Source organism: Sphingobacterium sp. BIGb0165 (genome assembly GCF_024810095.1).
GTDB classification, from domain to species: domain Bacteria; phylum Bacteroidota; class Bacteroidia; order Sphingobacteriales; family Sphingobacteriaceae; genus Sphingobacterium; species Sphingobacterium detergens.
In genome coordinates, this window is record NZ_JANUEB010000002.1 from 504,451 (window position 1) to 526,657 (window position 22,207).

Annotated in this window: 16 protein-coding genes and 4 tRNA genes; 10 read left to right on the plus strand and 10 right to left on the minus strand. The window is 38.7% G+C overall.

Features of this window, described 5'->3' with window-relative positions:
• Positions 1-91: 91 nt before the first annotated feature.
• On the minus strand, positions 92-1,735 hold the full coding sequence (locus M2408_RS05780; protein WP_259180127.1) for an NAD+ synthase: 1,644 nt from the start codon (positions 1,733-1,735) through the stop codon (positions 92-94).
• Positions 1,736-2,565: 830 nt separating this feature from the next.
• Between M2408_RS05780 and M2408_RS05785 the strand changes: the two genes are divergently transcribed.
• Complete coding sequence (locus M2408_RS05785) at positions 2,566-3,324, plus strand: hypothetical protein (RefSeq protein WP_259180128.1); 759 nt, start codon at positions 2,566-2,568, stop codon at positions 3,322-3,324.
• Positions 3,325-3,423: 99 nt separating this feature from the next.
• On the opposite strand, the gene M2408_RS05790 is transcribed toward M2408_RS05785, so the two are convergent.
• The 7 genes from M2408_RS05790 to panC all read right to left on the minus strand — a co-directional run bounded on the left by M2408_RS05790 (position 3,424) and on the right by panC (position 9,979).
• Positions 3,424-4,023 (minus strand): FKBP-type peptidyl-prolyl cis-trans isomerase, encoded by a 600-nt coding sequence (locus M2408_RS05790; RefSeq protein ID WP_259180130.1) that lies wholly within the window; start codon positions 4,021-4,023, stop codon positions 3,424-3,426.
• A 284-nt stretch (positions 4,024-4,307) separates the two neighbouring features.
• Complete coding sequence (locus tag M2408_RS05795; RefSeq protein WP_259180133.1) at positions 4,308-4,997, minus strand: FKBP-type peptidyl-prolyl cis-trans isomerase; 690 nt, start codon at positions 4,995-4,997, stop codon at positions 4,308-4,310.
• A gap of 75 nt (positions 4,998-5,072) precedes the next feature.
• Complete coding sequence (locus M2408_RS05800; protein WP_259180135.1) at positions 5,073-5,540, minus strand: thioredoxin family protein; 468 nt, start codon at positions 5,538-5,540, stop codon at positions 5,073-5,075.
• Positions 5,541-5,584: 44 nt separating this feature from the next.
• Complete coding sequence (locus tag M2408_RS05805) at positions 5,585-7,921, minus strand: TonB-dependent receptor (RefSeq protein ID WP_259180136.1); 2,337 nt, start codon at positions 7,919-7,921, stop codon at positions 5,585-5,587.
• A 362-nt stretch (positions 7,922-8,283) separates the two neighbouring features.
• Positions 8,284-8,646 (minus strand): hypothetical protein, encoded by a 363-nt coding sequence (locus M2408_RS05810; RefSeq protein ID WP_259180138.1) that lies wholly within the window; start codon positions 8,644-8,646, stop codon positions 8,284-8,286.
• Positions 8,647-8,755: 109 nt separating this feature from the next.
• The gene (panD, locus tag M2408_RS05815; protein ID WP_259180140.1) at positions 8,756-9,106 is read right to left on the minus strand and encodes an aspartate 1-decarboxylase; all 351 of its coding nucleotides are present in this window, start codon (positions 9,104-9,106) and stop codon (positions 8,756-8,758) included.
• A 24-nt stretch (positions 9,107-9,130) separates the two neighbouring features.
• On the minus strand, positions 9,131-9,979 hold the full coding sequence (gene panC, locus M2408_RS05820; RefSeq protein WP_259180141.1) for a pantoate--beta-alanine ligase: 849 nt from the start codon (positions 9,977-9,979) through the stop codon (positions 9,131-9,133).
• 148 nt (positions 9,980-10,127) lie between these two features.
• Here panC and M2408_RS05825 point away from each other — a divergent pair, with 148 nt between their 5' ends.
• The 4 genes from M2408_RS05825 to uvrC all read left to right on the plus strand — a co-directional run bounded on the left by M2408_RS05825 (position 10,128) and on the right by uvrC (position 16,471).
• The gene (locus tag M2408_RS05825; protein WP_120260175.1) at positions 10,128-10,946 is read left to right on the plus strand and encodes a glycogen/starch synthase; all 819 of its coding nucleotides are present in this window, start codon (positions 10,128-10,130) and stop codon (positions 10,944-10,946) included.
• A gap of 463 nt (positions 10,947-11,409) precedes the next feature.
• On the plus strand, positions 11,410-11,889 hold the full coding sequence (gene ispF, locus M2408_RS05830; protein WP_259180142.1) for a 2-C-methyl-D-erythritol 2,4-cyclodiphosphate synthase: 480 nt from the start codon (positions 11,410-11,412) through the stop codon (positions 11,887-11,889).
• 286 nt (positions 11,890-12,175) lie between these two features.
• The gene (locus tag M2408_RS05835) at positions 12,176-14,446 is read left to right on the plus strand and encodes a transglycosylase domain-containing protein (protein WP_259180144.1); all 2,271 of its coding nucleotides are present in this window, start codon (positions 12,176-12,178) and stop codon (positions 14,444-14,446) included.
• A 213-nt stretch (positions 14,447-14,659) separates the two neighbouring features.
• Entirely contained in the window at positions 14,660-16,471 is a 1,812-nt protein-coding gene (gene uvrC, locus M2408_RS05840) for an excinuclease ABC subunit UvrC (RefSeq protein ID WP_259180145.1), read from the plus strand.
• A 157-nt stretch (positions 16,472-16,628) separates the two neighbouring features.
• Here uvrC and era read toward each other — a convergent pair whose 3' ends face one another.
• Positions 16,629-17,507 (minus strand): GTPase Era, encoded by an 879-nt coding sequence (gene era, locus M2408_RS05845; RefSeq protein WP_120260533.1) that lies wholly within the window; start codon positions 17,505-17,507, stop codon positions 16,629-16,631.
• 115 nt (positions 17,508-17,622) lie between these two features.
• On the opposite strand from era, the gene M2408_RS05850 reads away from it, so the two are divergent.
• From M2408_RS05850 to M2408_RS05865, 4 genes are all read left to right on the plus strand, one after another.
• A tRNA-Met gene (locus M2408_RS05850) sits at positions 17,623-17,695 on the plus strand.
• A 58-nt stretch (positions 17,696-17,753) separates the two neighbouring features.
• Positions 17,754-17,826 (plus strand) — tRNA-Met (locus tag M2408_RS05855).
• 58 nt (positions 17,827-17,884) lie between these two features.
• Positions 17,885-17,957 (plus strand) — tRNA-Met (locus M2408_RS05860).
• A 57-nt stretch (positions 17,958-18,014) separates the two neighbouring features.
• Positions 18,015-18,087 (plus strand) — tRNA-Met (locus M2408_RS05865).
• A gap of 63 nt (positions 18,088-18,150) precedes the next feature.
• Here the strand turns inward: M2408_RS05865 and M2408_RS05870 are convergent.
• Positions 18,151-18,747 (minus strand): Ran-binding zinc finger domain-containing protein, encoded by a 597-nt coding sequence (locus tag M2408_RS05870; RefSeq protein WP_259180147.1) that lies wholly within the window; start codon positions 18,745-18,747, stop codon positions 18,151-18,153.
• Positions 18,748-19,214: 467 nt separating this feature from the next.
• Between M2408_RS05870 and M2408_RS05875 the strand changes: the two genes are divergently transcribed.
• Positions 19,215-22,199, plus strand: a complete 2,985-nt coding sequence (locus M2408_RS05875; protein ID WP_259180148.1) for a SusC/RagA family TonB-linked outer membrane protein — start codon at positions 19,215-19,217, stop codon at positions 22,197-22,199.
• The last annotated feature ends 8 nt before the right edge of the window (positions 22,200-22,207 follow it).

Below are 22,207 nucleotides of genomic sequence, written 5' to 3' on the forward strand. Positions count from 1 at the left end.
ATGGCAATTTGTTGTCTGTGCTGTATGCACTGGATTTATTCTTTAATGTTAGACAAAAAACTATAAATATGGTTTAATCCTAATTGTAAAATTAATATGGATATTTTGCCACCAATGGAATCTGTCTTCCTGAGCCAAAAGCTTTTGGGCTGACCCGGAGGATTGGCGGTGCTTGAAAGCGTTTAAATTCAGCATTATTAACCAATTTACCTACCCTCTCTACTAACGCTTTTTCGAATCCCATTGCTACAACTTCGGAGCCGCTCTTTTCATTTTCAATCAACTCAAATAAGATCTTGTCCAGCAGGTCGTACTCTGGTAGTGAATCCGAGTCTTTCTGATCAGGCCGTAATTCAGCAGAAGGCGCTTTTTCGATGGTATTGATGGGGATAATCTCACGCTCGCGATTGATATAACGTGCCAGTTCGTAGGCTTTCGATTTATAGACATCACCAATAACCGAAATGGAGCCAGCCATGTCGCCATATAAGGTGCCATAGCCAACGGCAGCTTCGCTTTTATTTGAGGTATTTAATAGGATATGACCAAACTTATTGGATATGGCCATCAAGATAACCGCACGCGCACGAGCTTGTATGTTTTCCTCTGCGGTATCAGGTTTTAAGCCCTCAAAAATAGGGGCAAGTGTGTTCTCGTAAGCCGAAGCGATATCTTTTATGGGGACTATATGGTGTTTGCAACCCGTATTGGTCACCAGATCTAGGGCATCTTTGATCGAATGGTCTGAGGAGTAAACGGAAGGCATTAAAATGGAGAGTACATTGTCAGCGCCGAGGGCTTCACAGGCCAGAGCAGCGACTAAGGCGGAGTCCAATCCACCAGATAAACCGAGGATCGCTCTTTTGAAGCCTGATTTTTGGAAATAATCACGCAAGCCTAGGATCAATGCATCATGGATGAGTGCAATTTCAGCTACAGGATCTTTGATGGATGCCGTGGTTGAGGTAATATTTTTTTGATGATAGGTGACATACTGCAGATCACTATCAAATCGTTTTAATTCGGCAACCTTTGTTCCGTCACTACTAAGTGCAAGTGATCTGCCATCAAAGATAATATCCATATGTGCCCCCACCTGGTTCACATAGATTAGTGGACGGTTAGATTTTTTGACCTGCCGGGAGAGTACTTTGACACGTTCATCAAAGTGCGTGTAGGAAAATGGTGAGGCAGCAATATTGATCAAAAGATCCGGGTCCTCTTTTCGGAGTTCGGCCATAGGATCTCCCACATAGGAGTTGCCTCCTTCATCGTCGTCCCAGAGATCCTCGCAAACCGTCAGGGCAATTTTTACACCATTCAATGTGATGCAGTCGAAACGCTTGTTGGGTTCAAAGTAGCGGTATTCATCAAATACATCATAATCGGGTAGCAGGCCTTTTTTTACGATATTTCGAACAGCACCCTGTTCTATAAATACTGCGGTATTGTAAAGTTCCTTTCCTTCGGGATCACTGTTTGTGACCGGGGCTCCAATAATACAGGCGATTTCCTTACAGTGAGCGGCAATCTGATGAATAGCCTCATTGCACTGTTGCTTAAATACTTTACTTCGCAATAAGTCTTTGGCGGGATAGCCGCCAATGGCGAGCTCCGAAAAGATGATAAGGTCTGCCGATGCTTCTTTGGCTTGGTTGATTGCTTGAATTATTTCTGCTGTATTTGCTTCAAAATTACCAATATGGAAATTCAATTGTGCTAAAGCTATTTTCATCCGTATTTATTTTTTCTTTTTATTAGATCCGCAAGGTTGTTTGAAAAAACAGGATGGTTTCCTGTTCTCATTATCGGGATAGTAGATCCTAATACATTGCAGTGTCTACCTACAAATTTATTCCTTTTTATTGAAAGTGTTTCTTTTATTAATCACTGTTTTTTAAAGAATCCATGCATGCCATCAGCGTGTTTATTTATCTCTTTTGCACCAGATCCGCGCGGATGATGATAATCTGTCGATTCTCTTGCATAATGATTAAAAATATTGCAGTTGAAAAAGGTCCTGTTTGTTTATTATTAAGTGCTAAATTGTTTTAACATAATTTTAACAACGTTAAATGCTGTTAAATTTCTTGACATGAACGGAAATGTGTCTTACCTTTGATATATCAAAACAGAAAGATATATACAAAATAATATATAAAGAACTTTTCATAATTTAGGTTAATAATTGGTTAGGTAAAGCTCGGAGTTCCCCACTTCGAGCTTTTGTTATTTAAAAACCTTTCTCATTCACTTATTTCAATCATCATTTAGGTTTATTACAGGTTAGAACCAGCGCTATAGGATTGCCGTCCTAACATCACATAGATGCCATAGTGATATTTTATGAATACTTAATCCATACTGTATGTATACTGAAACCTGCTTTTACCTGTGCATTGTGGTTAGTGCTGTTTCTTTTCTGAAGGTGTTTTGTTATGTGTTGATTGTTTGATCGTTGGGTCTTTTTCTTGTGTAACATTCCAAGTGGACATTTGGGTACATTTGACCCCATTTAGGGACATTTGGGACATTGCTTACGGGATCTTGTCTGATATTTATGGTATGGCAAGACAAACTGGAATAATTAAAATAAAAGGAAGTATCGGAGATCTTAGCTTTTATGAAAGTGCAGGAATACAGTTGGTGCGTAAAAAGACTGGCGCAACAAAAAAACAGATTGAGACGGATCCACGTTTTCAGCGGACGAAAGAAAATGCGCAAGAATTTGGACGAACAATGAAGAGCTGCAAACTGTTAAAACAGCGATTACAGGATATTCTGTTTCAATGTACAGATAAAAGCTTTTTTAATAGGTTTGTGAGCCGCATGTCTATGGTTTTAAAATCAGATCCAGTACATCGGAGAGGAGAGCGTATTGTAACTGGGCGGGGGCTAGAACTATTGGACGGATTGGAAACCAATCGGAATTTTAAGTTTAAGGACCAGGTTTTGACGGATATCCATGTATCATTTGATGTCACAAAAGGAGAGGGTATCGTTACGATACCTGCATTTATTCCCGCTCAACGGATTCGACGTTATGAAACGAGTACACATGCACAATTGGTCTTTGCTGTGATAGAATTTGGTGCGACCATTCCAGAGCAGATAGAGCCAATTGTCTGGCGATCAGATCATCATGCGCTATCCAATGTTTGGCCTATTCCAGGGATAAAATTTTCGTTCGGCTGGACTCCTAAGTCGGAAAATGCACTTATTGTTTTAATTGGAGTTTGTTATTTTGAGCAGATTGCGGGCTCCTATTTCCCTGTAGTGAAGGGGAAATATAATGCAGTGGTATTCGATAAGATATATTGTTGAATAGCAGAAATAAATAGAAAACGCCTAAAGTTAGCATTTGCTTTAGGCGTTTTTTGCTTGTATTGTATAAATATCGCTGGCTCCTTGTATTGGAGGATACTATTTGATGTCTACAACTTCGATAACAAAATCTAAAGGAGAATTAGCTGGAATTTTTCCCATTGCACTGTTTGCATACCCCCATTTCGAAGGAACCATAATATGAATCTTGGAACCCTTTTGAAGTCCTTTTTCGGTCAGTCCACCTAGTTTCAAGTCGCCAATTTTCTTTGGTGCAAAGGCGAATGTCCAAGCAGGTATAATCGTGCTCTCAAAAGGATAATAATAACCGGTATTGGTGAGGATCTCAAAGCTAGCAGTTTTATCGGTTTCGGTTTGGTCAAAAATACTGCCATTTAATAGTCTACCAGTATATTTTACAGTTGGCTGAACTTTAAATAGTTTAGCATTTAAAGTGTCCACGATTTTATATTGGTAATTTCCTGTGCCTTCGGCTAAAATTTCATACCAAATTCCCTTTTCAGAATCATATTGTGCATTAGGGTATTTGCTGTCAACATAATTTTTAAGCAGTATGGAATCCGTCTTAAATTGCCCCTCTGCGTCATAAACAGGAGCATCTTCGCTTTTACTACAACTAACAGCAAAAAGTGCAATAGCTGCGATTCCCAAGACTAATGGCGATAAGAATTTTTTCATAGTGTTATTGATGGTTTAAAAAAAAATATTTTGATTTTAAAAATGGTCTCTAGCAAATGTATGTTATTTTTTGTTTTTGTGTGCTGTTGCTTCAATAATTAACATTTTGATACAGTAATTAACATTCGTTAGCAGGTCGAAATATTAGACAAAATTGCGCTGTGATCATTATCCAGTACTTCAACTAAATTTTTGATAGCAACAGCATTCGTACTATAGCATTGAGGTGCTCAAAAAAAAACCATTCTCAATATGAGAATGGTTTTCATAAATTATCTATTTTATTAATTGGAAGTTGCAGCTCCAATTGCAGTAATTTCTATTGTATACACAACAGGTGTATCTTTTGAAACTGTAACTTTTTCACTTCCATCTTTATATTCAGTCTGGTCAAAACCTAAATAAGACGGTGCCACAAAGCGAATTTTAGATCCCTTAACTAGTCCTGTTGTCGTTAAACCATTGAATTTTAATTCACGACCATCTTGACTAATTACTTTTGGGATAAAAGCATAATACCATGAACCACCATACTTTTTAATTGCAGGACTTAAATTACTATAATTAGTAGGGGTGCCTTCTTTGCTTTGATCGAATACAGTTCCATTCAATAATTGTCCTTTGAAGTTGATAGTTGCTGATGGAGAGGTGATTACATAGCCTCCATTTCCAATCTGAGCTTTGTAAGTGTAAGATGTTTTGTCGCCAGGGTTTAAAATCTGATAGACAATCTTAGTTGAGTCATCTACAACATAATTAGGCTGTCCAGCATCGTTCTTGAAATTCTGTTTCGCATATTCTAATAACAACGGACCTTGAATTTTATATAAAGAATCTTGTCTCGCTTTCTCTCTTTTGATAGCTTCTTCTTGTTGTCTGTAGTATGCATCCCAGTCAAAATTATCTTTGTTACAAGATGTGAAGATCATTCCAAGGCATAAAAGGGCCATTAAAAATTTCGTGATATTTTTCATAATTTCTTAAAGTGTGTATTAATTATAAAACTCAAAACGCACTATCATTTGGTTTCGCTACACAAATATGTTAAATTATTCTAAAAAATCATTTAACTCTTTTGAGTTCAGGTATTTTTGTTGTATATTTTTTAAGCGAAATTCGTTATCAAATCGAAGAATACTAGGAAAAATCATTCGTTTTCCACTTAATAACTGTAAGGCCAGCGCATGATACTGTCCAGTTCTTTTTTTTGCGGATTTTGCTTTCCAAATGCTCTGATCAAAGGTAATTTCCTGCACAGATTCTGCATCCAGTTGAACCGCATAGTAACTTTTATTGATTATTGTAATAAGATCCGGCTTTGTAAATATTTCCCGATCCATTTTTCGGCAATAGCTGCACCAATCGGTATGGATAAAAATTAGGGTCTCCCGTGGCGCTACAGTCAGCAGGGAGTCGAGCTGTTCAAAGCTGACCCAATTTATCCGCTCTTGCCCAAAATGGAAGAGCGGATAAAGTAAGCTGATCAGCAGGATGCTTATTTTCCTAAAATATTTCATTGTTCTACTTTTGTTTATGGAAAATTTATCCCAGTACCCATGTCCTAATGAAAATGTCCTACCCGAATACCGAAGGTATATGTTCGTGGACGTGTAGGGCCATAGATGTAGTCTGAATCCCGTAATGCACCTTTGTCAAAATCCTTTTGAAAGGCGTTGAACATATTCTGTACGCCGCCAAAAAATTCGATACTAAAATCCTTGTGCACAGGTAGTGTATAGCCCAGACGAAGATTCAATTCAACAAAATCACGTGCATTTTTAAGCGTCATGATATCTTGCTGGATATGTGGTACAATCATTTTGCCTGTATATACTCCTGTCAGGTCGACAGCGAACCGCTTCGTCGCTTTCAGATTTGTATTCATATAGCCGTAAACATTGGGAGTACGCACATATTGCTTTGTCCAGATATCGTGCGAATCGTCTTTACCTTCATAGATCAGCTGGTCTTTTTTATAACGCGAACGCTGGATTGTTCCGCCAGCTTGAAATGATAACCACGATGAAGGGGCGACATTGATTTCAATGTTGGAGCCATATACACGTGCACCTTCGCCATTTTGCATCTCCTGAATGATCAAACCATCCTTCTGTGATGCCATTATATTGACAAACTGATTATTGAGGTCGGTGTAGAAACCTTCAACTAGAAAACTCGTTTGTACATTTCCAAAATTCTTGTTGTAACTAAACGACCCGGTATAGGCATTGGAATATTCTGTTTTCAAGTTTTCACCGATCAAAACAAATACCTGGTTGCCACCAATGGAAGTCACGTGCATATCTTCGTTAAATGCCTGTGGGGCCCTGAATCCACGTGCGTAACCACCTCTGAACTGTAGATCTTTTGTCAGATCATATAGGATCGTTAACCGTGGGCTGAATGTTCCGAAACGTTGATCCGAACTGCGGTTTATCCCGGCCAAGCTATATTTGCCATCGACATAGGTATAGTCGTATCGGGCGCCGATCAGGGTTTTGAATGTCTCAAAAGGCTTCCATTCGTATTGGGCATAGGTTCCCAATCCTTTATTATGTTGATCAATTGTCCGCTTATAGCCTGGGATTTCATCCTGGGTATCATTATAGGAAAACTCCACGCCTGCAGTAAACACATCTTTTTCAAAATTGTAGGTATACTGACTTCCTACAACAAGTGCAATATCATTTGTCTTTCCATACGAATTGGATGCTAACGTACTGTCTGCTAGTGTTGTGCCGCCGCCAAGTCCGCCATAATAACTATCACGAACGGTTTTCTGGACGGAACCATAAGCCGAAATCTTGTGTTTAAAGTCTTCGGAATAACGGTCATAGGTAATTCCACCAACGATAGAACTGGTTTGCAGCTGTTCGGTAATCTGGGTCAGGTGCGGGGGTTTATCGAGTTGGTCTCCGCCACGACGAAATTCATTGACTGTGCTAAAATCTACCGTAATTTTATCGAGGTCGCTTGGTTTGTAAAATAATTTTGTGCCAAAGGTGGTGTTTCGAAGTTTGGTGATCTCTGAAAACCCATCCCCATTGACATCATAGGATTCTCTATTGCGGTGCATACCATAAAATGTCGCACCAGTATTTAGGTCCTCAGCAACAAGGGATGTGTTGAAATCTACGGTATTGTCCCAGCTTTTGCCACCAATCAGCGAATTGGTGGACTTTACCTGCCAATCACTCTCGACGGGATCTTTTGTAATGATATTGATGGTTCCGGCAATGGCATTGGCTCCAAATAGTGCTGAGCCGCCACTGCGTACGACCTCGATCCTGTCGATCATGCTGGTCGGGATCTGATCCAATCCGTAGACACTGTTTAATGCCGAAAATACAGCCCTGCTGTTAATCAATATCTGTGAGTATGGGCCTTCAAGACCATTGAGTCTAACTTGTGAAAAACCACAGTTTTGACAATTGTTTTCCACACGGACGCCGGGCTGGTAATTTAGTGTCTCAGACATCGCCACAGACTGTGTTGCATTAAATAGCTTGGGGCCGATGACATTGACTACAACAGGTGCATCCTTACGTTTTACACCATAACGGGTTGCGGAGACCACCACCTCATCGAGATTGAGGTTATCTTCTTCAAGCTGGATCTGCAAGGGTGATTTTAAGGTATCCAAAGAGATTACTTTCGTCAGCGAACGATAGCCTACAGCGGAGATATTTAACGTTACTTTTGGGGTAACGATGGTATTGAATTTAAAGTGTCCATCAGCATCCGATGTGGTGGCTGATTTGCTGTTTTTTATAGTCAATGTCCCCGAAGCAATGGCTTCCCGGTTTTTATTGAATAAATATCCCTCCAATGGTGACTGTGCATATATTGAGGATGTTCCGGCCAATAGTGTAGCCAGTAACGTGTATTGCTTTAGCATTTTTATCGTATTGAGTATTTCGTATTGAGATCTTGGCTGCACAAGCTTATAGCTCCCATATGGTATACTTTTTTGCCTTAGGTTTGATACTGGTCTTTCGTATCTCGTCGATAAGGTTTATTGTATAGCTAGGGCATGCCTTCGTCTTGAAACGTGCTAAGATGATATGATATAAGTATATGAGCGGAATTCGTCCACTTTCTTTTTTAATATGAAGACATCGGTTTTTGTACTTATGGTCTATTGAAACCAAAGCCGTTAACTCCGTTTTAGCGAACCTGAAAATAAATATAGCGACAAGTGCTAAAAGCATTGTCTTCACCTATTTTACTGGATGTACGTCAGAATAAAAATGAATTGTGTTATCCTAAGCAAGGGGGACCCCGAAGGTAATAGGGACTGCTTGTGGTGTTGGTAACTTCTGGGCAGATCGAACAATAATCCGTTAGCTGAATTTCCTTTGGTACAGGAAGTTCGAGAATAATGAAATCGGTCTGTACGTAATTGTTTTGATAAATGACATTCAGATAATCGATCTGATCGTCGGTCTCTTGAGGTTTTTCTTTCTTTGTAAAATCATAAGGGTGCGTGTGCATCACGATTTCCCCATCCGATTTTACCTCTTTGTGCATAAAAATAACACCCGAAAGAATAATCAGCGACATCAAAGCCAATTGGAATGATGCGATAAGCTGACGCAGATTTCTTGTTATTTTTGAATGCATAAAAAAGCGCTACTTGTTAGAGTAACGCTTCAAAAATACGATTTTTATTTAGCAGTATATAAGTATACTTGATAAAATTATTATTAAGTATCGCGCATGTCGCTCAATACTATGTAATCAAATGATTGTTGTCATCTGGGAATACTAAAGCTGGTTTAAACTGCTTCGCTTCCTCAAAATCCATTGTTGCGTATGAAATAATAATAACAATATCGCCAACCTGCACTAGACGAGCCGCAGCTCCGTTTAGACAGATCGTGCCCGATCCGCGTTGTCCTGGAATGACATAGGTTTCCAGACGGGCCCCATTGTTATTATTTACGATTTGAACTTTCTCGTTAGCGATGATATTTGCAGCGTCCATCAAATCTTCATCTATCGTGATACTACCCACGTAATTCAATTCCGCCTGTGTGACTTTCACGCGGTGAATCTTGGATTTCATTACTTCTATTACCATGGCGCAAAGGTAGAGTTTTTTTTATTAAGCTAATATCATATTATCAATAAGACGGACACCTTCTACCCATGCTGTGACAAGCGCAACATGTTGCTTGCTTGGATCAATCTGTTGGACTTCTTGCAGGGAGTTGCTTTCGCAGATTGCAAAATATTCAACAGTCAATCCTGCTGTATCTGTCAAAATTGCTAAAGCATTATTTTTAATTTCTTGTAATTTAGTATTGTCCGAGATATGATCTTTCACATATTGTAATGAACGGGAAAGTGCGAGGGCTTTTGTTTTTCCATCTTCGCTCAGGCGCATGTTACGTGAACTCAGGGCTAAGCCATGTTTATCCCTGATGATGGGACAGATTGCTAATTGGATCGGAAGATCTTTGAGCTCGATCATGCGTTTGATGACCATCACTTGCTGAAAGTCTTTTTGCCCAAAACAGGCGATATCGGGTTGTACTAAGGTGAACAATTTATAGACCACCTGTGTTACACCCTGAAAATGACCCGGACGTTTTTCACCTTCCCAGATTTGATCCAATTCACCAAGATCAATATGCCAATTTTCATCTTGGTCGGGATACATTTCTTCTACACTTGGCATAAATAAAATGTCACAATCGACGGATTCCAATAGCTTGATATCATTTTCAATTGGACGAGGATATTTTTCTAGGTCTTTGGGGTCGTTAAACTGTGTAGGGTTGACAAAAATGCTACAAACACGAATATCACTGATGGGTTTCGCATAATCTAATAATGATAAATGTCCTTCATGAAGTGCTCCCATGGTGGGGATCAAGGCTATCTTTTTACCTGCCGAGCGTGCTTTTTGGAGATGTGCTTGGAGGGATGCTTTCGTTTTGAAAATTTCCACTTTGCTGAATAGTTTTTTGTTCGCAAAGTTGCATATTATTTTGGGAATATAAAACGATGATTGATAGTAAATTGCATGGTAAGTATTTTTTTTGTACCTTTGTAGACCGATTTTACTGTTCGAAAATAATAAATAAAAATAACTGGAGATGGCAAAAACGAAGATATTGTTTATTACTCACGAGATGTCGCCTTTCCTCGAATTAACCAAAATTTCTGAAATTACACGTCAACTGCCTCAAGCGATGCAAGAGAAGGGTTTTGAAATCCGTATCTTGATGCCTCGTTTTGGGAATATCAATGAGCGTAGAAATAGATTGCATGAGGTGATTCGTCTTTCAGGCTTGAACATTGTTGTGGATAATAATGATAATCCGCTAATTATTAAGGTAGCTTCACTGCCTGCAGCTCGGATGCAGGTGTATTTCTTGGATAACGAGGACTACTTTCAGCGTAAAAAAGTTTTTAGTGATGAGCATGGAGAATTCTTTGCAGACAATAATGAGCGTTCGGTGTTCTTCTGTAAAGGAGCGTTGGAAACTGTTAAGAAATTAGGCTGGTCGCCCGATGTAGTACACTGTCATGGCTGGTTCTCTGCTTTGGTACCTGCTTACGTGAAAACAACGTATAAGGATGATCCTACATTTAAGGATGCAAAAGTGATGTATTCTTTGTTTAACGAAGAATTTAAAGGTACATTGGGTTCAAAGTATGCTGAAATGGCGCCAGAAGGTGCTTTTAAAGCTGCAGATGCGCAAGTGTATGGCGATGGTAGCTATGAGGCAATCTATAAAGGTGCATTGCATTTTACGGATATGGTTGTTGTAGCTGATGAAAATGTCAATACTGAGATTGTTGATTTCGCTAGATCCAAAGATATTCAGGTTTTTGAGCCTAACGGTGATCAGGATTATGATGCTTTTGGAGAGGTGTATGATCAGTTTGCGCCTGAAGAAGTGGAAGCATAGGTCCTTTTCTTGAGGATCTGCGTAAAACAAACAGACAATAAATTATTAAAAAGGGCTATTTCCGATGAAGTAGCCCTTTTGCTTTTTCTGAATTGTCTGTTTTTATTGATTCGTATTTTTTATTGAAGCATCCATGAGCTTACTACGATCGGTTTATTGGCCAAAAAGAACCATTAATCGATTTCCATGACTGTTAGTGTTTGTGAAAGTATGAAGATTTTGTTTGTCAATACATTTATTACTACATCGTATTCTTACATGGACACTATGCCTGATAATAAAACTCCATTTCAAAATATCGGCACTAAAATGGTATCTTCGTAGCAATGAATCATCATGAGCGTAAAATAGTCCTGAGGTAATAATAGCTTATGATAAGGTGTATTGTTGTTACAGGATAAACGGCGTAGAACGAGCTTATTTATTACGTTGAAAAGCGTATTATCATAATATAATTATAATAATGAAGATTAAGGTAGGATTTGGGTTTGATGTTCATCAGATAAAAGAAGGACACCCATTTATTGTTGGTGGTGTGCAGTTGGAACATCATGCCGGAGCTTTTGGTCATTCAGATGCCGATGTATTGGCACATGCTATCTGTGACGCTATTTTGGGCGCAGCAAACTTAGAGGATATCGGGTACCATTTTCCCAATACAGATATGCGTTGGAAAGGGATTAGTAGCTTGCTGTTGTTGAAAGAGTGTATGGGTTTGATTCAGGCCAAAGGATACCAGCTCGGTAATATTGATGCCATGCTTTGCCTTGAAGCTCCCAAGATCAAACCTTATATTCCTCAAATGAAGATCAAATTAGCTGAAGTGACTGGTCTAGATATAGATGATATTTCTATTAAGGCAACGACCAACGAGACAATGGGTTTCATTGGTCGGCAAGAGGGGGTTGTTGCTTATGCTGTCTGTTTAATTGAACGGGTTTAATGTCGGATAGGCAAACATTTTCATGTTTTAATGCACACTTTTGAATGAATTAGTAATACCTTTGCCATGAAGCATTCTTTGGCACACTATCTGATAGAGTGGACATTAAAATCATATTGAAGTCTATATAAAAGCGAATAGCGTAATATCCAATTAAAAAGATAAACACGGATCAAAGAACTGGATATTCCATGTAGCTTAAAAAAAACAAAATGCAGCACATTCATAAATGCCAATGAAAACAAGCATAAATGAATAATATTTGCACATGAAATTTAGTAAATAGATGAAGCGAGTATCAAAAAAAAATCAACTTACTGAAGGCGATATTAAACGATATACGTTCAATTTTTGGAAGGTTATCATTGGCATTGTAGCCCTTGGATTCCTATTTATATTGAGTATACGTCTTGGGTTATTCGGGAAATTACCTTCGTTTAGCGATTTGGAAAATCCAAAAAGCAATTTAGCGTCTGAAGTCATTACTGATGATCATAAAGTATTAGGGACTTATTATGTACAGAATCGATCGAATGTTAAATACAGTGAATTATCGCCGTATCTGGTTAAAGCGCTCGTATCTACAGAGGATAAGCGGTTTTATGACCATTCAGGGATAGATTATTCCCGTACGTTTACGGTTATCTTCCATACGCTGACTGGCAATAAGCAGGGGGGGAGTACAATAACACAACAGTTGGCACTTAATCTTTTTTCTGATGGCCGTCAGAAAAACTTTCTAAAACGTATCATTCAGAAATTTCAAGAGTGGGTGACAGCTGTCCGCCTGGAAAGAAATTATACCAAGGACGAAATCGTTACGATGTACTTTAATACAGTGGATTTCGGGGCATACAATACGTTTGGGATAAAATCTGCCGCGCGGACCTATTTCAATACCACTCCAGATAAGCTGACTGCTGATCAGGCTGCACTCTTGGTCGGGATGCTGAAAGGCCCTGGTGCCTATTCGCCGGTGAGATTTCCTGAGAAATCAAAAATACGTCGTAATACGGTGTTAAATAATATGGTGGCCGCCAATTTTATTTCAGCAGAAGAAGCATCTAATGCGAAGGAGAAACCACTCGGACTAGAACTCAAGATTGCAAACTATGGTGAGGGATTAGGTCCTTATTTCAGGGCGGTATTAAAAGACCAGATTAAGAAAGAATTTGCTAATCTTAAGATTGTCAGAGCTGATGGTACACCTTATGACTTAGATCGTGATGGATTAAAGATTTATACGACCATCAATATGTCCATGCAGCAGTATGCTGAGGATGCCCAAAAGGAATGGATGAAGCAGCTACAATCGAAGTTTTCGGCGCAGTGGAAAAATAGAGATCCGTTCAAAGGTGATAAAGCGAAGTTGTTGGTCAGTGGAATGAAACGTTCTGATCGTTACCGTATTTTGCGCGAGGAGGGATTGAACGATGATGAGATCAAAAAAGCCTTTAATGTGAAGGTTCCGATGAATATTTTTACCTGGAAAGGCAGTAAAGATACCATGATGACACCAATGGATTCCATTAAATACAACAAGTTGATGCTAAGGAATGCAATGATGTCCATGGAACCAAAAACAGGACATATTAAAGCCTGGGTTGGCGGTATTGATTTTGACCATTTCAAATATGATCAGGTTAAAATGGGGACCCGGCAAGTCGGGTCCACAGCTAAGCCGTTTACTTATGCGGTAGCAATCGATAACGGCTATTCACCTTGTTATAGTATTCCGAATTACCAACAAACATACAATGGTTGGACACCAAGAGGAAATGCACAGGGAGGAAATCCGATTACTTTAGCGAAGGCATTAGCTTATTCACAAAATTTTGCAACAGCTTACCTGGTACATGAAGTGGGAGCGGCAGAGGTTGCTGCATTGACTAAACGTATGGGTATAACGAGTGACGTGCCGAATTATCCTTCCATCTCTTTAGGGGCCTACGAGGCGTCTGTTTTTGATATGGTTGGTGCTTATTCTGCTTTCGTTAACCAGGGAACCTGGATCGAACCAACAGCCATTTTACGTATTGAAGATAAAAATGGGACACCTATCTATGATAAGGCGCCGAAAGTAGTGAAAGCCCTGAATAGCGAATCTGCTTATATTATTGTGGATATGCTGAAAAAAGTGGTATCTCAGGGTACGGCTCGACGTATTCAATGGAAATATAACCTCACCAATCCGATCGGTGGTAAAACGGGTACAACCAATGATAACTCCGATGCCTGGTTTATAGGTATTACACCAGAACTTGTCACCGGTGTGTGGACTGGTGCGGAAGATCGGGGGATCAGTTTTGACCGGATGGAATATGGGCAGGGAGCTGCTGCAGCTATGCCAGTTTTTGCTTTCTTTATGCAAAAAGTCTACAAAGATTCAAATTTAAAATATACAAAAGGTGATTTCGAACAACCTCAGGGTGGACTGACCCGTGTCATTGACTGTAACCAGTATTGGGGTGGTGGTGGCTCTGATGTCGAAGACGGATCTACGGACTCAAGTAGCAAGGAGGATCCGAAACTCAAGGATGATCGTTTGGGATTTTAATTTTCAGTATTGAGTAGATAACATTGAGATTCTGGTTGTACAATACTGCGGCTTACAAGCTGTCTTCACTTTCTTGTTTTGACTTTTTAGATCTGAGTATGGAGACTTTGGTTATACAAGCTTGTTTTTCAAAGATTAAAGCATAAGGGCTCTCGTTCGATAAGCCTATGGCTTAGAGGCTGTATCCGTTTTTTACTTTTTAATTTTAAAGTTTTGACATTTGACTATAGAGAAGAATTAAAGAAGATACCTCATCGACCGGGGGTCTATCAGTATTTTGATAAACATGATGAATTGATCTATATCGGTAAGGCGAAAGACCTTCGTAACCGAGTAGGTTCATATTTTGTCAATGAAAACCAGTTGAATGGTAAGACCCGTGTTTTGGTTCGTAAGATCGACCGTATTTCTTTTACTATAGTAGATACCGAAATTGATGCTTGGTTGCTTGAGAATTCATTAATCAAGAAACATAAGCCAAAATACAATGTCATGCTCAAAGATGACAAGACCTATCCATGGATTGTCATCAAGAACGAGCCCTTTCCTCGTGTTTTTTGGACCAGGCAATACATTAAGGATGGCTCCCGTTATTATGGGCCGTATCCTTCTGTAAGTATGATGCATATCGTACTGGATCTGATCCGTGAGTTATTTCCACTTCGGACATGTAACCTTGCGCTTACGCAGGAGAATATCCGAAAGGGAAAATTTAAGATTTGTCTTGAGTATCAGATCGGGAATTGTAAAGGGCCTTGTGAGGGCTATCAGTCTGAGGAGGATTACGATCAAAATTTGAGTGATATTAAGGATATTTTAAATGGTAAGATTTCTGTCGTCACCAATAGGTTAAAGGAAGGTATCGCAGCTGCTGCTGCTTCACTGGATTTTGAACGCGCACAATTGATTAAAGCTAAACTCGATAAACTGGATAATTATCAGAGTAAATCGACCGTAGTTAATTCTTCGATTACCAATGTGGATGTATTTAGTATCGCCTCGGATGACGGATATGCCTTTGTAAATTATCTAAAGGTAATGAATGGTGTTATTATTCAGACACAGACGCTGGAAATGAAGCGCCGTTTGGACGAAAGCGAGCAGGAATTGCTGTCACTGGCTATACCTGAAATACGTGAACGGTTCAAAAGTCTGTCGCGGGAGATTATTGTTCCGTTTGAATTGGATATCGAGGAAAATGAGCGGATACGTTTTACGATTCCCAAACTGGGCGAGAAGAAAAAGTTGTTGGAACTGTCCCAGAAAAATGTGGCTTTTTTCAGAAAAGAACGCCTGTTGCAATATGAAAAGCTGAATCCAGATATTCGTACGGAACGTATTTTAAAACAAATGCAGAAGGATCTTCGTATGAATGTGTTGCCACAACATATCGAATGTTTTGATAACTCAAATATCCAGGGAAATTACCCTGTATCGGCTATCGTGGTATTTAAAGATGCAAAGCCTTCCAAAAAAGATTATAGACATTTTAATGTGAAAACAGTGGAGGGGCCAAATGATTTTGCAACCATGGAGGAGGCAGTTTTTAGGCGTTACAGGAGATTATTGGACGAAGATCAGCCATTGCCTCAATTAATTATTATCGACGGCGGTAAAGGGCAATTAGGTGCAGCATTGAAGAGTTTGCGTTTATTGGGGATAGAACGTAAGGTGACGGTCATCGGTATCGCTAAGCGATTGGAAGAACTTTTCTATCCCGGGGACCAATATCCGCTGTATTTAGATAAGAAATCGGAAACCTTAAAGATCATTCAGCATCTGCGTGACGAGGCTCACCGCTTTGGCATCACTTTTCACCGGAATCAGCGTAGCAGGAAGACCTTTGTCTCTGAACTGGAAAATATTCCGGGGATCGGAAAGACAACGGTGGAGAAAGTATTGACTGAATTTAAATCGGTTAAAAGGGTGAAAGAAGCTTCAGATGAGGACCTAAAAAAAGTGCTTAATCTGAAACAGATTAAAGCACTTCGTGTATATTTTAGTGAAACGAGCTTATCAAGTTAGAGCTGACTTTTCTGATATCGCTGTTTTCTTTGTTCATTTTTGTGACAGTAAAAATGAACAAAGAAAAATAGATTGCATGATGCAAAAACTAAAGTAAGTAAGCCAAGGGTTTGTACAACCAGAATCTCAATACTCAATACTATCTACTCAGTACTAATTAATCGTCGTAGCCAAAACGTTTAAGGTAGTTCTTTTTGCTTCTCCAATCAGGGATTACCTTAACGAAGAGCTCCAAGAAAACCTTTCCGTTGATAAATTCTTCGATATCCTGGCGGGCATAGGTGCCTACTTTCTTAATCATAGCACCAGCTTTGCCTATAATAATGTTTTTTTGTGAATCGCGTTCAACAATAATCTCTGCGGCAATGCGGGTGATATTTGCTTCCTCTTTGTAGGATGTAACAATTACTTCGGTACTGTAAGGAATTTCCTTGTCGTATAATTTGAATACTTTCTCCCGGATCATCTCAGAAACAAAGAAGCGCATGGACTTGTCTGTCAATTCATCTTTTTCGTAGTAAGCTTCATGGATCGGCAACTTATCCTTAATGTACTGCATGACAGCCGCTACATTATGATCCAACTTGGCTGAAATAGCAAAGATCGTATCTGGATTTAGTTTTTCTTGCCAGAATTCGATTTTGGCTTTTACCTCCTCTTCAGAAGATTTATCTATTTTGTTGATCAGGACAGCTACTGGAGAGTTTGTTTTACGTAATTTTTCCAATACGTCATTCTCATCGTATTTCTCGTGGATATCAGTCACAAATAAAATAATGTCCGCATCAATAAGCGATCCCTGGACAAAGTTCATCATTGATTCCTGTAGAGAATAGTTTGGTTTGATGACGCCCGGTGTGTCGGAAAACACAATTTGATGGTCTTCATCGTTTACAATACCGATAATGCGGTGTCTTGTCGTTTGCGCTTTAGGTGTGATGATAGACATCTTTTCACCTACTAAAGCGTTCATTAGGGTGGACTTACCAGCATTTGGCTTTCCGATGATACTTACGAATCCTGCTTTATGTGACATTTTTCTAAATTTTATTAGGATTACAAAGAAACAAAATATATCTTTGTACTCCAATTCGGAAGGATCATAATCTTGTTTTTTCAAAAGAAAAAAGCAATTTTGTTCAAAAATATATTGCGGGGTGGAGCAGTTGGTAGCTCGTCGGGCTCATAACCCGAAGGTCACTAGTTCGAGTCTGGTCCCCGCTACTAAAGGAAAGAGCCGGTTTGCAATGACCGGTTCTTTTTAAAGAAACTAAAAATACATTGCGGGGTGGAGCAGTTGGTAGCTCGTCGGGCTCATAACCCGAAGGTCACTAGTTCGAGTCTGGTCCCCGCTACTAAAGGAAAGAGCCGGTTTGCAATGACCGGTTCTTTTTAAAGAAATTAAAAATACATTGCGGGGTGGAGCAGTTGGTAGCTCGTCGGGCTCATAACCCGAAGGTCACTAGTTCGAGTCTGGTCCCCGCTACTAAAGAGAGAGCCGGTTTGCAATGACCGGTTCTTTTTAAAGAAACTGAAAATACATTGCGGGGTGGAGCAGTTGGTAGCTCGTCGGGCTCATAACCCGAAGGTCACTAGTTCGAGTCTGGTCCCCGCTACTAAAAGAAAAAGCCGAGGTGAAAACCTTGGCTTTTCTGGTTTCCTATGGTCGGATAAACAGTTTAATTATATCGTGCAGTTCCACAACCAATGCACTTGCTTGATACTTCTGAATTAATCATATTACATTTTTTGCATACCCAATGATATGCTTTGCCTGAAAGAGGATCTTGGATTTGGCTTGTCCCTTGTGCTACTAAATCCACATATCCTTGTTCAGAACCTAAATTCTGCCCATTAATTTTATCGATAACTAGCCTAGCATAAGCACTTTGATTTGGCTTTGAAAAGAGGACTTTCAGACTTAGTTGATTGGTTCCGGCATGAAGATTGGCTGTAACTTTCTTTCTTGCCTTTTCACCTATCTGAGGTCTCAATATTCCATCAGATAAATAACCGATATATGAACCAACTCCAGTGAATGCAAACTCGAAGGTGTATGTTGCGGCTGTCGGACAAAAAATTTCACCTTCGATAGTGAATTCACCTGTGGGATCTAGGTAAGTCTGTATATTTTGGAATAATGTAAATTCATTGCTCAAAGTAAGGTTTGTTTTTCGAAAAGGAGGATCTGTTGTTTTTGCTTGTACGGATAACAAATTTAATAATGTTATCGATAGGATGATTATACTTCTCTTTACTGTTGTTAAATTTTTCATAACCTATTCTTTTATGTCGTTTTTATTTATTTTTTCTAATTTAATAGAAATTCTGTTGTTTTCAAAAGTTTTTATATTTAAATTTTAAATATTTTTTTGTGTTAATATTTTTTTACTTAATCTATTATAGTAAATATTAGTTTATGAAATATTTAAGTTGATTTAGGTGTATTTGTTTTTGATCTTTTGATTTTTTCGGCAATTTACCCCCTCTTTATACTTAAACTCTTTCCCCTATGTCTTTTCTGGAAAATAGTCTACTATTTTAAGCATACGTAAGCGTGAATCAATTATCTAGTGGACTGTGTTATAAATATGTGTTTATGCAATCGTTTGTTCAATTGGCGCAATCGATTTCGTTGTTTTTCAATTTTGATATCCCCATATCTTATTCTAGTTTTAGCATCATGTACCTAAATTTTGATTAGTGCGCTAATCAATTTTTAAACTCTAACTATTAAAATATTATGATTTCAAAGATTCTTGGCAATCACAAGTTGAGTCTGTTATCATTAGCTCTACTTATTGCAAGTAACTCGGCTGAGGCTAATGGTCTTAAATTTCCGGATCACAACGTTTTGTTGAATAATGCTGTTTTTCAGCAAAAAATAAGCGGAAAAATACAATCGACAGAAGGCCCGTTAGCGGGTGCAACCATTAGTGTCAAAGGGACTTCACGATCTATATCTGCTGGAGCAGATGGAAGCTTTAGCATTGAAGCTAAAAATGGGGATATTTTAGTAATCAATAGTATTGGTTACAAAACAAAAGAAGTGACAGTAGCAGGTTCTGTTGTCAATATTAATCTTGAGACCAATGACGAAGCTTTGGAAGAAGTCGTGGTAACGGGGTATTCGCGCCAAAAGAAAACTGAAGTTTCCGCTTCAGTAGTTTCCATCGATCAAAAAACATTAAAAGATGTGAAATCGCCTAATGTTTCTACTTTATTGCAAAGTAAAATTGCAGGCGTAGACGTTGTTTCTGGTTCTGGAAGACCAGGGTCGAATGCAAACATCCGTGTTAGGGGAAGGAATTCTATTAACTCTAACATCAGCCCTTTATGGGTTGTGGATGGTGTAATTATGCATGGAACCCCAAATATAAATCCAAATGATATTGAGACAGTATCTGTGCTTAAAGATGCTGCTGCAACTACACAATACGGTTCTAGAGGGGCTAGTGGTGTTATCGTTGTAACGACCAAAAGAGCTCTGAAGCCCGGAGAGCATCTATTTTCTTTCAATTTATCTTCAGGGATTTCAAAATTTAATCCAGGGAAATTTAAAGTGATGGATTCCCAACAGATGTGGGATCTTTATCAATCCTTTAATAATCAAAATGCAATACCTAATAGTATAAACTCCGATGTTTTGAATACTGATTTCGATTGGTTGGCTAATGGTACTCAAAATGGTGGAGTTAATGACTTTAGTGCCAACTATTTGGGTAAAACAGAAGAAACATCTATTTATGCAAGTGGGAATTATTACGATGAAAAAGGATCTGTAAAAGGGTATGATTATAATAGGCTTACAGGAAGACTGAATATCGAACATAAATTAACGAAGAATCTTACCTTTAAACCGAAGATTAATGCGTCGTACACGAGCTATAAAGATCGTCAACATTCATTGTATGATATGTATCTTAATATGCCTTGGGATACACCTTTTTATGCCGATGGCTCTTTGAAAAATACAAAGGTTGATGATGTGCTTTGGTATGGTAGAGATAATAATAATTATCTATATGATCTTCAATACAATTATGGCGAAGGCCAAACATTTGATATGCAATCTAATCTTGATTTTTCATTAAAGATTTCGGATAGATTTACATTTGAGTCTATGAATAGTTTGGCATATTATAATCAAACTACGATGTCATATACCGATCCTAAATCAAATTCAGGTCTAGAAAACAAAGGTTCTGTATCTCAATTCTCAGATAAACGTATTACTCGATTTTTCAATCAAATGTTGAAGTATAATGAACACTTTGGTAAACACGAAGTGTCAGCATTAGCGGCATATGAGTATTCGGATTATGTATATACGAGTGTAGGTGCGGCTGGTAAAGGTATATCTGGTGGTTCTAAAATTATAGATAATGCAGCTAATTTCCTATCTCAATCCGGTACGAAAAATGATTATGCGTTTCAATCGGGCCTTATTCAAGTAAATTACAAATACGACGAACGTTATAATTTTCAAGGGTCTTATCGGATAGACGGTGCGTCGCGTTTTGGTGCAAATAATCGATATGGTGGTTTCTTTGCTTTGAGTGGAGCATGGAATATTTATAAAGAGGACTTCTTTCATGTAGATCAAATTAATCTGTTGAGATTGAGAGCTTCTTATGGCGAAGTGGGTAATACACCTACTTCACTCTATGCATCATATTCACTTTATGGATTGAACGGACAGTATAATGGTGAGCCAGCTGCTATTCCTAATCAGTATAATAACAGAAATGTTAGTTGGGAGAAGTCTAGAGATGTCAATTTAGGGTTAGAGTTAGGTTTATTTAATCGAATAGATTTAACAGTAGATGCTTACAATAAAAATACGGATGGTCTGCTTTCCTATGTGAGATTTCCTGCTACTGCTGGATGGGAAGGTTATTGGTATAATATTGGATCTATTAATAATAAAGGTCTTGAGTTAGCTATTAATGCACGAGTACTCGATCCAGAAAGTCCATTTCAATGGAACATAGGAGCTAATTGGGCAACCAATAAAAATAGAGTGAAAAATCTTAAAGATGGCACAGATGTCCCTGCTGGGAACAAACGTTATTCGGAAGGCCGTGATATAGACTCTTGGTATATGCGTAAATGGACAGGTGTTAATGAGGAAAATGGTGCACCTTTATGGGAAGTTGTGGATGCGAAGACTGGCGAAATTTCTACTACATCGAACTACAATAAAGCAACCTTGCAATTTGTGGGTACTTCGACTCCTAAATATCAAGGTGGTATAAATACAAGCTTTTTGTATAAGGGGATTTCCTTGACAGCTACCTTTTCCTATTTACATGGTGCATATGCTTACAATATGGGTAGAGAACTATTTGATTCTGATGGAGCATACCCTTCTTATAATCAGATGGTCTTGTCTGATGGTTGGTCGAGATGGTCACCAACTAATACCGAAGCGACACACCCCGTGGCGTCCTATAATAACAACAGTGGTTCCAATAAAACATCTTCTAGATATTTGGAAGATGCGTCTTTTTTTAGGTTAAGGAATGTAACGTTGGCTTATGATTTTAAACCACAGCTATTAAGCAAGCTGAAATTGAAGAGTGTAAACGTTTTCGTCGCGGCAGACAATTTGTGGTTATCAACAAAGTTTACAGGACTTGATCCAGAAGCAGCTTTATTTGGTGATGCAACTTCACAATATCCATCGCCTAAGCGTGTAATAGCTGGTGTTAACTTTACATTCTAAATTAAATC

What these genes read in the sequence shown, in the direction of transcription:
- M2408_RS05780 (WP_259180127.1), bottom strand. Translation starts at nt 1,735, where the DNA reads ATGAAAATAGCTTTAGCACAATTGAATTTCCATATTGGTAATTTTGAA.
- M2408_RS05785 (WP_259180128.1), top strand. Translation starts at nt 2,566, where the DNA reads ATGGCAAGACAAACTGGAATAATTAAAATAAAAGGAAGTATCGGAGAT.
- M2408_RS05790 (WP_259180130.1), bottom strand. Translation starts at nt 4,023, where the DNA reads ATGAAAAAATTCTTATCGCCATTAGTCTTGGGAATCGCAGCTATTGCA.
- M2408_RS05795 (WP_259180133.1), bottom strand. Translation starts at nt 4,997, where the DNA reads ATGAAAAATATCACGAAATTTTTAATGGCCCTTTTATGCCTTGGAATG.
- M2408_RS05800 (WP_259180135.1), bottom strand. Translation starts at nt 5,540, where the DNA reads ATGAAATATTTTAGGAAAATAAGCATCCTGCTGATCAGCTTACTTTAT.
- M2408_RS05805 (WP_259180136.1), bottom strand. Translation starts at nt 7,921, where the DNA reads ATGCTAAAGCAATACACGTTACTGGCTACACTATTGGCCGGAACATCC.
- M2408_RS05810 (WP_259180138.1), bottom strand. Translation starts at nt 8,646, where the DNA reads ATGCATTCAAAAATAACAAGAAATCTGCGTCAGCTTATCGCATCATTC.
- panD (WP_259180140.1), bottom strand. Translation starts at nt 9,106, where the DNA reads ATGGTAATAGAAGTAATGAAATCCAAGATTCACCGCGTGAAAGTCACA.
- M2408_RS05825 (WP_120260175.1), top strand. Translation starts at nt 10,128, where the DNA reads ATGGCAAAAACGAAGATATTGTTTATTACTCACGAGATGTCGCCTTTC.
- ispF (WP_259180142.1), top strand. Translation starts at nt 11,410, where the DNA reads ATGAAGATTAAGGTAGGATTTGGGTTTGATGTTCATCAGATAAAAGAA.
- M2408_RS05835 (WP_259180144.1), top strand. Translation starts at nt 12,176, where the DNA reads ATGAAGCGAGTATCAAAAAAAAATCAACTTACTGAAGGCGATATTAAA.
- era (WP_120260533.1), bottom strand. Translation starts at nt 17,507, where the DNA reads ATGTCACATAAAGCAGGATTCGTAAGTATCATCGGAAAGCCAAATGCT.
- M2408_RS05870 (WP_259180147.1), bottom strand. Translation starts at nt 18,747, where the DNA reads ATGAAAAATTTAACAACAGTAAAGAGAAGTATAATCATCCTATCGATA.
- M2408_RS05875 (WP_259180148.1), top strand. Translation starts at nt 19,215, where the DNA reads ATGATTTCAAAGATTCTTGGCAATCACAAGTTGAGTCTGTTATCATTA.